The sequence below is a fragment of the Pasteurella skyensis genome (assembly GCF_013377295.1).
GTDB classification, from domain to species: Bacteria; Pseudomonadota; Gammaproteobacteria; order Enterobacterales; family Pasteurellaceae; genus Phocoenobacter; species Phocoenobacter skyensis.
Genome location: NZ_CP016180.1, coordinates 2,137,852 through 2,149,564, shown reverse-complemented (window position 1 = coordinate 2,149,564; position 11,713 = coordinate 2,137,852). Strand labels below are relative to the sequence as shown.

At 32.5% G+C, this 11,713-nt stretch carries 10 protein-coding genes and 1 pseudogene; 2 read left to right on the top strand and 9 right to left on the bottom strand.

From position 1 onward, the window contains the following. The first annotated feature begins 166 nt into the window (after positions 1-166). Positions 167-622, top strand: coding sequence for a hypothetical protein (locus A6B44_RS10375; RefSeq protein ID WP_090923491.1), 456 nt, complete (start codon positions 167-169; stop codon positions 620-622). Position 623: 1 nt separating this feature from the next. On the opposite strand, the gene dxs is transcribed toward A6B44_RS10375, so the two are convergent. Both dxs and suhB read right to left on the bottom strand, forming a co-directional pair. Next, complete coding sequence (gene dxs / locus A6B44_RS10370; protein WP_090923493.1) at positions 624-2,471, bottom strand: 1-deoxy-D-xylulose-5-phosphate synthase; 1,848 nt, start codon at positions 2,469-2,471, stop codon at positions 624-626. A gap of 81 nt (positions 2,472-2,552) precedes the next feature. Further along, positions 2,553-3,362: an inositol-1-monophosphatase gene (gene suhB / locus A6B44_RS10365; protein ID WP_090923495.1), complete on the bottom strand. Its 810-nt coding sequence runs from the start codon at positions 3,360-3,362 to the stop codon at positions 2,553-2,555. Between the two features lie 143 nt (positions 3,363-3,505). Between suhB and A6B44_RS10360 the strand changes: the two genes are divergently transcribed. Further along, positions 3,506-4,297, top strand: a complete 792-nt coding sequence (locus A6B44_RS10360) for a glycosyltransferase family 32 protein (protein ID WP_090923497.1) — start codon at positions 3,506-3,508, stop codon at positions 4,295-4,297. Positions 4,298-4,452: 155 nt separating this feature from the next. On the opposite strand, the pseudogene A6B44_RS10355 reads toward A6B44_RS10360, so the two are convergent. The 7 genes and pseudogenes from A6B44_RS10355 to ilvM all read right to left on the bottom strand — a co-directional run. Further along, positions 4,453-5,358, bottom strand: a pseudogene (locus A6B44_RS10355) (IS256 family transposase, variant Zn-binding type); the annotation flags it as partial. Between the two features lie 99 nt (positions 5,359-5,457). Continuing rightward, positions 5,458-6,189, bottom strand: coding sequence for a dipeptidase PepE (gene pepE / locus A6B44_RS10350; RefSeq protein ID WP_090923354.1), 732 nt, complete (start codon positions 6,187-6,189; stop codon positions 5,458-5,460). A gap of 10 nt (positions 6,190-6,199) precedes the next feature. After that, positions 6,200-7,579 carry a C4-dicarboxylate transporter DcuC gene (gene dcuC, locus A6B44_RS10345; protein WP_090923356.1) on the bottom strand — a complete coding sequence of 460 codons (1,380 nt, stop codon included), beginning with the start codon at positions 7,577-7,579 and terminating at the stop codon, positions 6,200-6,202. A gap of 178 nt (positions 7,580-7,757) precedes the next feature. Then, positions 7,758-8,765 (bottom strand): nickel/cobalt transporter, encoded by a 1,008-nt coding sequence (locus tag A6B44_RS10340; protein WP_090923358.1) that lies wholly within the window; start codon positions 8,763-8,765, stop codon positions 7,758-7,760. Continuing rightward, on the bottom strand, positions 8,753-9,385 hold the full coding sequence (locus tag A6B44_RS10335; protein WP_090923361.1) for a DUF1007 family protein: 633 nt from the start codon (positions 9,383-9,385) through the stop codon (positions 8,753-8,755). Before A6B44_RS10335 ends, A6B44_RS10340 begins: the two co-directional genes overlap by 13 nt. A gap of 142 nt (positions 9,386-9,527) precedes the next feature. Beyond that, entirely contained in the window at positions 9,528-11,369 is a 1,842-nt protein-coding gene (gene ilvD, locus A6B44_RS10330; RefSeq protein WP_090923363.1) for a dihydroxy-acid dehydratase, read from the bottom strand. A 110-nt stretch (positions 11,370-11,479) separates the two neighbouring features. Beyond that, positions 11,480-11,698 carry an acetolactate synthase 2 small subunit gene (gene ilvM / locus A6B44_RS10325; protein ID WP_090923364.1) on the bottom strand — a complete coding sequence of 73 codons (219 nt, stop codon included), beginning with the start codon at positions 11,696-11,698 and terminating at the stop codon, positions 11,480-11,482. Positions 11,699-11,713: the final 15 nt, after the last annotated feature.

The following is an 11,713-nucleotide window of genomic DNA, read 5'->3' as shown; positions in this document are numbered from 1 at the left end:
ATGTAACATTGATTATAGAACAATGGGCGTATATATTATATACAAACGGAGGGTTGCTAGTGATATTTCTAGTATCAATATAGCGGCAAGATCTTTTTGATTTTTTGCAAATGTAGATGATAAAATTAAATAAATAAAAAAATAAATAAAAAAAAAGGATAGATTGATGAAAAAAATATTTTATATCATAGTATTACAACTGCTCTATTCCACACTATTAGTGGCTACACCACTACAATATGATAATTTACAAAAACCTATTATTAAAAAGTTACCTTTATATTTAGTTGATAATAATGAAAAAAAATATATTAAAATTTTTTATAATCCAATGCTAGCTATCAATCAAGAGCATACAGAAGAGATGAGAGAATTTGCAGAATATTTAAAAAAGCATCCTATTCCTTTTTTCCAAAAAGAACCTAATATGCAAGAGTTAAATAATGAGAGGTCTGAACAATGTATTAATATGGCTGGTATGTATCAAATGAAGAGTACAAATTTCAATGAGCCTAATGAGAAAGTAGTTGCTCTTCTGAAAAAATTACGACCAATGAAAAAAGAAGAACGAGCAATGTATTGTACTCGTCTTCTAATAGAATGGATTAAAAATCAAAAATAGCTTATAGATAATTATTAATAGATCTTTCAATTCCTTCTGGATCAAGCCCTAAATCTGCATAGCTTTCATCTTGGGTAGCTTGTGGAATAAACTCATCAGGAAGACCTAATATAACAAGCGGTACGATCTTTTGTATTTTTTGCAAATATTCATTCACCGCACTACCAGCCCCACCTTGAATAGCATTTTCTTCTAGGGTCACTAACAGCTCGTGAGAATTAGCTAACTCACCAATCATTGTTTTATCTAATGGTTTCACAAAACGCATATCAACAAGGGTATAGTTATACTTTTCTGCGACTGTTTTAGCACTTTCTAAATGAGTTCCAAAATTTAAAATAGCGACTTTTTTACCTTGTTTAATTAGATTTGCTTTACCTATTTCTAAACTTGTTAATTTTTGTAGTTCAACATCCTTTATATTACCACGCGGATAACGAATAGCCATTGGGGAATTGGATTGATAAGCGGTATAAAGCATTTGTCGCATTTCATTTTCATCACTTGGGGTCATTATGGTTATATTTGGAATACAACGCATAAAACTTAAATCAAATGCTCCTTGATGGGTTTGTCCATCTGCGCCAACAATGCCTGCACGATCGATTGCAAAAATAACAGGTAGATTTTGAATAGCGACATCGTGAATAACTTGATCGTAAGCACGTTGTAAAAAAGTAGAATAAATAGCAACTACTGGTTTATAACCTGCAATGGCTAAACCCGCTGCAAAAGTCACGGCGTGTTGTTCGGCTATGGCAACATCAAAATATTGTTTTGGAAAACGTTTTGAAAATTCCACCATTCCGGAACCTTCACGCATTGCAGGGGTAATACCTATTAATTTAGGATCATTTTGAGCTATTTCACATAACCAATCCCCAAAAATATCTGAATAAGTTTTGGTTGTTTTGGATTGAGGTAATTCACCGTTGTTTGGATCAAATTTTGGCACACCGTGAAAACTAATAGGATCTTTTTCAGCAGGTTTATACCCTTTCCCTTTTTTGGTCATAATATGTAGTAATTGAGGACCTTTTCGGTTACGCATATTTTTAAGGGTATTAATAAGTTCTTCAATATCGTGTCCATCAATTGGACCAATATAATTAAATCCTAGTGTTTCAAAAATCGTACCCACAGGGGAAATAAAGCCTTTCATATGCTCTTCGGTTTTACGCACAAATTCTTTGATCGGCGGCAAACCTGAGAGAATTTTTTTACTGCTTTCACGGAAGGTGGTGTAAAGCTCGCCTGATAGAATACGAGCGAGATGATTATTTAACGCCCCAACATTTTCAGAAATCGACATTTCATTATCGTTTAAGATAACTAACATATCATTATGCAATGCCCCTGCGTGATTAAGTGCTTCAAATGCCATCCCCGCAGTCATTGCACCATCACCAATAACACAAATAGTTTTACGTCCTGCATTCTCTTTTTCAGCGGCAATGGCTAAGCCTAAGCCTGCACTGATTGAGGTGGAAGAGTGTCCAACACTCAACACATCATAAGGGCTTTCTTCACGCCACGGAAAAGGGTGTAAACCATTTTTTTGACGAATAGTGTGCATTTGCTCACGGCGACCAGTAAGAATTTTATGGGGATAGGCTTGATGACCCACGTCCCAAATCAGTTGATCAAAAGGGGTATTAAAAATGTAGTGTAATGCAACGGTTAGCTCAACTACCCCTAAACCAGAGGCTAAATGTCCACTTGTTTGGCTAACAGATTCAAGAAGATAGCTTCGTAATTCATCACAAAGCTCTGGAAGTTTATCTTTTGAAAGCAAACGTAATTCATCAGGCGAATCTATTTGGCTTAAAAGGGGATAATTATTTTGCATAATATTATTCTTTATATTAAGCGGTATGATCTTTTAATTTTTTTGCAAATTTTTTAAATAATGTTACCGCTTATTTAAGGTTTATTTTTTTAAATCGTCTGTTAAAACAGGTTTGATACTGTTTAGAGTTTCTTTTACAACTCGTGAATTACCAGCAATAATGTTACCAGAGGTTAAATAATCTGTACCACCGACAAAGTTAGTCACCAAGGCACCAGCTTCACGTACGATTAAATCACCAGCCGCACAATCCCAAGGTTTTAAACCAATTTCAAAATAACCATCAACACGAGCTGCAGCAACATAACATAAATCTAAAGCAGCAGAGCCAGTTCGACGTAAATCGGCAACACCATTATTCATTAATGCTTCAATCATATTTAGATGAGTAGATTTATGTTTAGGTGTTTTAAAAGGAAAACCAGTTGCTAAAATAGTACCAGTTAAATCACGGTTATTATTTACACGTAAACGAAATTCATTTAATTTTGCCCCTTCACCACGTACACCAGTGAAAAGTTCATTACGGATAGGATCATAAACCACACCTACGGTTGTAACACCATTTTCACGAATTGCGATAGAAACAGCAAAATGAGGGAAACGATTTACAAAATTGGTGGTTCCATCTAATGGATCAATAACCCACTGAACACTACTATCTTTACCAACTTGTAAGCCCGATTCTTCACCAACAACGGAATGGTCAGGATAAGATTGATGTATAGTTTCAATAATAGCCTGTTCAGCTGCTTTATCAATGGCTGTTACATAGTCATTTGTACCTTTTTGAGCAACTTCAGTATCTTTAGGCGACTGCTCATAGCCTTTTATAATAATATTTCCTGCTTTTCGTGCTGCACGAATAGCAATGTTTAACATAGGATTCATAATTCCACCAGATAGATTTTAAAGAACATTGTAGGGAAACCATTATAGAGAAAGAATGTAAGGAAATAAAGGTATAAAATAATGCAACTAAATAAAATTTCTGCTAAAGTTATTCCTATTTTTAATCCAATATAAAGGTATGTATGCAAAATATTCAAGTAACAAATGAAATTTTAATTAAAATTTCAAGAGTTTTGTCTCGCTTATTTGGGAATATAGTCAAAACCCTAAGTTATCCATTTCATTGGATGTTTCCTAAAAAACGGTTTGTTATTCCTACATTTAGTCCCGCTAAAATAAAAAATAAAAATTTTGCTAAAATTCCTAGAATTATTTGGCAAACTAATTATAGTAACTTAGTAACTTTGCCCGTTTATTGCAATTATTTGTTCAATCGTCTTTTATCATTAGATTACGACTATTATTATGTTAGTACGGAAGAAAGAGAAATTTTTATTAAAGAAAATAGTGATCAAGCCTCTTTTGATGCCTATTCTCGTTTAACTGATGGTGCTGCACAGGCTGATTTTTGGCGTTTATTTGTATTGTATAAGAAAGGTGGTATTTATATGGATATTGATGCTCACTTGATTTGGAATTTATCTAGTATTGTTAAAGATAACTATAATGAAGTACTTATAACAAGACGAAATAAATATACCAATTTCTTTTTAGCATCTAAGCCAAATAATGAGTTTTTAAAAGATACTTTAGATATAATTATTGATAATATTGAACAGCGTCGTATTGATGGTGGAGTTTTTCATCTAACAGGACCTACAACATTAAATACTGCTCTTGAAGGCAAACAAGTAAATACAAGGTTAGATAGGTTAACTTGTATTCAAGGTACCTTTACTAATGAATATTTTCAATATATAGATAAAAAATTAGGTAAATGGAACCATAAAAAGAATGAAGATTTGTTAAAGTAATAAAAATTCCCCAAATAATGAATATTTGGGGAATGAGTAAATTTTAAGAAAGATCTAACCGCTTATAAATGGCATAGTAGACAAAATAGTTGGTAATTTTGAGGAGCTATGCCCATAGTAGACAAATGAGTTGGTTTTTATTATTTTATAAATAATTACCAACTCCTTTTATTTAGAAAATCTTTTATAAACATAATCTTATGGTATTTGGTCAAACCATTATGATTAGATAGTTTTCGTTTAAGTTCTCCAAATAAACTTTCAAGCCTATTTGTTGTTTTTTCTATATTTAATTCAGGATATTTTTCAAAAGTAAATAAATAATCCATATTATATTTTAAGCTCCTGTAAGCACTTCTTATATTACGATGTTTAAAAGGATATTTACCCTTTTCATTTATTTTATCGGAGCGTTCATTTAAATATTCTTTATGTTTTAAATACCAATAATGTAAATTAATATAGAACTCGTTTTTAGAGCTATTTTTTAATGTTTTAACTAATATTTTTAGCTCTTTTCCCGCTTCAGATTTAGGGTTCCTTGTTAATTTCCTTATTACATTTGCTATTTGATGAAATTGGCAAAGTTGTGCAGGCGTATTTAAAAAATCTCTTAATAATCCTCGTCTTCCATCACAAGTAATAGATTGAATAATATAGCCTTTTTCTCTTAATTTATTCATTGCTAATAGATAATAAAGATTTTTTTCTGTTGTCACAATTTGATGATAAATTACCTTCTTTGATAAAGTGTCCATAAAAACGAGAACACCAAAATTTCGACCAAAGAAAGTGGTATCCATCATTAAGTTCAATTTATTATTTTGTGGGATATTTAATGGCGTTTTAGGGGCTTTTAAAACATATCTTTGAATAGTTCTAACAGAGCAATTATATTTAATTGCTAGTTGCTTATAGGTTTGTTTACCTTCTGTGTAATCTAGCCAAATTTGGCTTGAATTTAAGGATTTTTTGAAGGTAAAAGTTTTATTACAAATAGAGCATTTATAACGTTGAACATTATTTTGGGTACCATATTTGTGAATATTCGTTTTATGACAAAAAGGACAAGTTTTTTATTCATTTTCAAAAAAGTGGGCTAAAGCACAGTAATATAAAGCTTTAACCCATTTTTTACCAACTATTTTGTCTACTATGCCTTATAAATTAACTTGCATAAAGCGAGTCATATCCGTTTCCGTGAAATTTTGTTTTTCTTGCCCAAATTTAAACCAAGTATAAGGTTTGTTATTTGGTGCATTGTAGGTTAATCCTTGTTTACTTAAATGTAACCAAGTACCTTCAGGAATACCTATCACAGATTTATGCGGGTTTTGAATACAAAATTCTGCAATACGTTCATCACGTGTTTCACCCATATGATTTTCAATACTTGCATCAATATAATGAGCATTGATATGGAATGGTAAGAAGCTTAGCGATGATGTGATCGCGGCATCAACAATACACATATCATTTGTAGTACACATATTTGGTGAGCAGATTACCGAACCTGCACTCCAACCCACATAAACAGCATTTTTATTTAATACTTTGTCACGAATAGGCTCAATTAAGCCATTATCGTGTAAGCATTTGTTTAAGTGCCACGTATTACCACCACTAACCATAATGGCATCGGCTTCATAAATAGCTTGCACAGGATCAGCAAACTCGTGAATACCTTTGATTTCTAAGCCTTCTAATTCAGCAAGGGAATCCTTAACACTTTGTACTCGTTCATCATAAGTTAAACGAATAACTGCATAAGGAATAACCACCACTTTTTTTACTTTTTGCTCTTTAAAACAAGGAATAATAGCAGGTAGTGCATATTCAAGTAAAACTTTTGATGTTGGCAATTTTCCATTACTTAACATAAAAATATTCATTTTAGATCTCCTAGAAAGTCATAATACTAACAAGGGTTGAAATAATAATACCACCAAGCATTGGGATAGCAGTACGTTTTGCTAAAGCAAATGGAGACACATTAGCAACCCCTGCGATCGCCACCATATTTGGTGCAATAGGTGAAATATTACGGCTTAAACCTGCCACAAATTGCATTGGCAATAACATCATAACAGGAGCAATTCCCATTTTAGCTGCAATTCCCGGTACTAAGTTTGCAAAAGAGAAGAATGCCGCATTACCTGAACCCATTAATACAGAAGTCACCATAATAATAGATACCATCACAATGGTCATTGCGACGGGTCCAAAGCCTGCTGTTTTAGCACTTTCAATAATAATATCAATTACACCAATAGTTTTAAGACCTTGAGCAAAAGTTTGACCTGCTACGATAAAGGTTACAACATTCGCAAATTGTTTACCCATTCCATCAAAGAATATTTGTACAGAGTTAACCACTTTTTTCGCATTGCCAAGTGTAAAGTATTCAAATAATAATGCGATAACAATAGAAACTAACATTGCGGTAGTGACGTCCATTTTTATGCTACTAATAGTTAATTTATTAAACATAAAAATAAGCACTAAAGGAATAATTGGTAATATTGCGTAAGAAGTAGGGGCTTTTTCTAAATCTTGCTGTGTTTTTTCATCAACTTGAACATCTTCTATATTATCGCTATGTTGATAATTTTCAGCTTTATCAAAATATTTTTGAACAACAATATGTAAAAATGCAATAACAGCTAAAGCTGCAACAGCCACTAAAATTTGGTAATTAACTACATATTCAACTACATCAATACCGATTAATTCAGCAGCAAAGTTTACATTCCCTTGAGCAGGTCCCATTTCTACCGCAACTGCAGTTGCAATAGGGGCGCAAGCAGTGAGAGGGCTTAAGCCAACACCACGCATTAATGGATAAAGAGTTACCATTAAAAGCACACCTAATCCTGATGCACTGGTGATGAAGATAGATAAAAATTCACCTACAAAAAAGCAGAGAGCCATAAATAAATAAGGCATATGTCTCACTCTTTCAAGCGGTTTTGTTAATACTCTAACCAAAGAAGCGGAAGCACCAATTTCGTGCATATAGAAAGCAAACCCAGCGATTGCCATAATTTTCAATCCTAATCCAGCACTTTGGGAAGAGAAGGTTATTTTAATAAAGTGGAAAATATCTAAAAACGTTGAGCCTGTTGATTTACCTTCAGGTAATGGAAGTCCTTTGCCTAATAGGATAGAAGCAAGCATTAGAATAATACCGCCAAAAATAAGTATTGCTTGGGCTTTGTAGCCTTTTAATACAAAGTAAGCAACAACAGACGTAACAGCTAGAGCAACAATAATTTCTAACATAATATTAGTCTCCATAAATTTAAAATTTAAATTTTCTAAATTCCTTGAAAAGTAAATAAAAATTATCCTTATTTGTTTTTATTATAAACATATTTATGTCTATTTCCTCACAAAAAATATCAAATTAAAGCATAATAAACATTATCTTATATTATTTGTTTCTAAGGTGTTAATGATGTTATCTAAATATTTTATTATTGATAAAAGTATCTAAAAAACTGCTATGTAACAATGTAATACCTAAAATGATAATAGAAACTGCAGCAATAATTTTTAATCCAATTATCACTTTTTTACCTGTTTGTATGGATATATACCACTTACTTAAATAAATGGCTTTATTGCGAGCAAACAATACAATAAGTGCAAATAAAGTTAAGGTAAGCCCTGTACCAAAAGCCATTGCTAATGCAGAAATAATTCCCCAATAGTACAAATCTAGGGTATAAGAAAAAAACAGTACTAAAATTGCACCTGAACAAGGACGACTGGCAATGCTTAAAATAATCATTAATTGTGCTTTCCAATCTTTTGCCTTTGCTAATTGATTTGCATTAGGTAAATGCTGATGACCACAACCACAATTTTCAGTATGTTGATGAGGTTGTGAAGCAATTATTGATAATTTTTGAGTTTTAAGCGGTACGATTTTTGTTATTTTTTGCAAATTAAATGTAACTGGTTTTTTATCTGTATCGTATTGTTTCTTTAATGTTACCAATGTCGTTTTCAACCAATATAATCCAAATAAAATCATTACAATAAAACTACCTCGTTCAAAGAGTTTTACGGTATCGTTAAAGTAATGACGAGAGAGCGTGAAAATTACTACAACAATGGATACCAATATAATTGCTACAATACCTTGAGCAAAAGATGAAAGTAATGTGAGACGTATTGCTTGAGTAAGTTTTGTTTTTTCAAAAGAAAGATAACTACTTAAAATAAATTTGCCGTGTCCCGGTCCTAATGAGTGAAAAACACCATATAAAAAACTCATATAAATCAATATCCAACCTGCTTGTGGATTATTTTTTATTTGAAGAAGAGTATGTGATATTTCTTGATTAAAAACTTTTTGCCATTTTAAAATTTTAAACAATAAATAAGGATATATTTCATAAATTGCAAAAATAATTAAAAATCCAATCGCTAGTAACCCAAGTTTAAACATTATTTTTTGCATATAATGGCAACCTCTTGAGCAAATTGAGCTCCTAATGATAAATTTTCATCAGGGTTATCACTTTTATCTAAATTGGAAGCGTATTCTTTAAGATCCGCATTTATTTGAGGTTTTTTTAATTCTAATTTACAAAGGCGATCAACATCACTCAGTAACAAGGCATTACTATCTTCATAATTCATTGAAATATAATAACTTGGTTCATAAGTAAACAGTTTAAAACGTCTATTTTTAACTTCTTGAGGGTTAGTTAAGTAAAATGTAATATGGAAAATAACTTGGTTATTTTTAATTTCAAAATAAGTATTTTTAGGTTTTGTTGTATATTTTATAGGCTGATTGTTTTCATCATACAAGTAACTAAAATAATGATTAGAAATAGCCGTATTTTGCATATCTTTGGTTATTTCTTTTCTTGTTTCAAGTTTATTTTCACTGACTTTCATTTCATAAATTAACGAGGAAGACGCCATTTCGTCAAGTGTCCATTCCATTTGAAAGCCAATGAGTTTTCCTTCTTCAATTAACACATTATTTTTCATATCAATCCACGAATGTGGGTGAGCAGAGCAGATAATAGAAATAAAAGAGAAAGTGAGTAAAATTAAGATTTTTTTCATTACGTATTCCTATAAATTAAATCCTTATTAATATTATGGCTATTATAAAAATAAAAAGGAACTAAGCAACTTATTTTTTATAATCTACTTATTTCTAAGTTGTTTAAACAAGTTGTTTTATTCCTTTGATGAAAAATTTTTATTAGTCAGGTAATAAGGCTTTATTACGTACTGCTCCTTTATCCGCTGATGTGGCAAAATGTCCATAGACTTTCAATGCAAAAGAAACATCACGCTGACGATTTTTAGGTTTCCAACCTTTACTATCTTGCTCTATTCTACGTTGTTGTAACTCTTTATCAGACACTTTTAATTCAATAGAGCGGTTTGGGATATCTATTTCAATAATATCCTCATTTTTAACTAATCCAATTACACCACCAGAGGCAGCTTCAGGGGAGCAATGCCCAATGGATAAACCAGAAGTTCCACCTGAAAAGCGTCCATCTGTTAATAATGCACAAGCTTTTCCTAATCCCATTGATTTTAAATAACTAGTTGGATATAGCATCTCTTGCATACCAGGACCACCCTTTGGTCCTTCATAACGAATAATAACGATATGTCCTGCTTGTACTTTTTTACCTAAAATAGCGTCTACCGCTTCTTCTTGGCTTTCAAAAACAATGGCTTTACCACTGAATGTCCAAATAGATTCATCAACACCTGCTGTTTTTACAATACAGCCATCTTGAGCAATATTACCGTAAAGGGTCGCTAATCCTCCCTCTTGGCTGTAGGCAAACTCTTTAGAGCGGATACAACCATTTTGACGATCATCATCAACACTATCCCAATGGCAATCTTGTGAAAAGGCTTTAGTAGTACGAATACCAGCAGGACCTGAACGGTAAAATTTGTGTAGTGCTTCATCTCTATTAAGAATAATATCGTATTGATTTAATTGTTCTTTTAAGGTTAAATCTAATACTGTTTTTGTTTGATTATGTAATAAACCTGCTCTGTCTAATTCACCTAAAATTGCCATTACACCACCCGCTCGATGGACATCTTCCATATGGTATTTTTTTGTATTGGGGGCAACTTTAGAGAGACAAGGAACAATACGAGAAAGGCGATCAATATCACGCATAGTAAAATCAATTTCAGCTTCTTGCGCTGCGGCTAATAAATGGAGTACGGTATTGCTTGATCCTCCCATCGCAATATCTAAACACATTGCGTTTTCAAAGGCTTCACGAGTTGCAATAGCGCGAGGTAACATAAAGGTATTATCATTATTATAGTATTGGTTACACATTTCAACAATTTGGCTTCCTGCTTTTAAAAACAGTGATTTACGATCTTTATGAGTTGCTAAACAAGATCCGTTACCAGGTAAACTTAATCCTAGAGCTTCTGTTAAACAGTTCATTGAATTGGCGGTAAACATACCAGAACAAGAACCACAAGTTGGGCAGGCACTACGCTCAATAATATCGACATCAGAGTCGGAGACATTTTCATCGGCACTTTGAATCATCGCATCGACTAAATCTAATTTGATAATTTGATCAGATAATTTGGTTTTCCCCGCCTCCATTGGACCACCTGAAACAAAGATAGTCGGAATATTTAATCGCATTGCTGCCATTAACATTCCTGGGGTAATTTTATCGCAGTTTGAAATACAGACCATTGCGTCAGCACAATGGGCATTGACCATATATTCCACACTGTCTGCAATTAAATCACGAGAAGGTAGTGAATACAGCATTCCGTTATGCCCCATTGCAATACCATCATCAACAGCAATAGTATTAAATTCTTTTGCAACCCCACCTGCCTTTTCAATTTCTGTTGCAACTAATTGTCCCATATCTTTTAAATGAACGTGACCGGGTACAAATTGGGTAAAAGAATTGACTACCGCAATAATGGGTTTTCCAAAATCATTTTCTTTCATTCCTGTTGCTCTCCATAAAGCTCTTGCTCCAGCCATATTGCGACCCTGTGTACTGGTTGCTGAACGTAATTTAGGCATTTTTATATTTACTCCACATCTTATAATAAAAGGAAGCGGTAGGTTGTAATCAAAAATTTGCAAATTTTTGTATTTATCTAACCGCTTAAATCAAACAGTTTTAATAATAATTAGTTTAATTTTAGTACATCAGGTAATTTAATTAATTGATTTTTTAATAGATCAATGGCTCTTTCACTTTGTACAGTTACGTTAAAGTTCATAATATCTGCGTTGTTTTCAACATTTAAGGTAACAACGTCAAATCCTCGATGACGAATAACTCGTAATAAACGTTCAATGGATTCAGGGCGTTTATTGACTTGAATAGTTAATGGATAATGTTGCATTTTCACTCCTTTTTT

Bases quoted from the DNA above. Each gene is read 5' to 3' on its own strand.
- A6B44_RS10375 (WP_090923491.1), top strand. From the start codon at position 167: ATGAAAAAAATATTTTATATCATAGTATTACAACTGCTCTATTCCACA.
- dxs (WP_090923493.1), bottom strand. From the start codon at position 2,471: ATGCAAAATAATTATCCCCTTTTAAGCCAAATAGATTCGCCTGATGAA.
- suhB (WP_090923495.1), bottom strand. From the start codon at position 3,362: ATGAATCCTATGTTAAACATTGCTATTCGTGCAGCACGAAAAGCAGGA.
- A6B44_RS10360 (WP_090923497.1), top strand. From the start codon at position 3,506: ATGCAAAATATTCAAGTAACAAATGAAATTTTAATTAAAATTTCAAGA.
- pepE (WP_090923354.1), bottom strand. From the start codon at position 6,189: ATGAATATTTTTATGTTAAGTAATGGAAAATTGCCAACATCAAAAGTT.
- dcuC (WP_090923356.1), bottom strand. From the start codon at position 7,579: ATGTTAGAAATTATTGTTGCTCTAGCTGTTACGTCTGTTGTTGCTTAC.
- A6B44_RS10340 (WP_090923358.1), bottom strand. From the start codon at position 8,765: ATGCAAAAAATAATGTTTAAACTTGGGTTACTAGCGATTGGATTTTTA.
- A6B44_RS10335 (WP_090923361.1), bottom strand. From the start codon at position 9,385: ATGAAAAAAATCTTAATTTTACTCACTTTCTCTTTTATTTCTATTATC.
- ilvD (WP_090923363.1), bottom strand. From the start codon at position 11,369: ATGCCTAAATTACGTTCAGCAACCAGTACACAGGGTCGCAATATGGCT.
- ilvM (WP_090923364.1), bottom strand. From the start codon at position 11,698: ATGCAACATTATCCATTAACTATTCAAGTCAATAAACGCCCTGAATCC.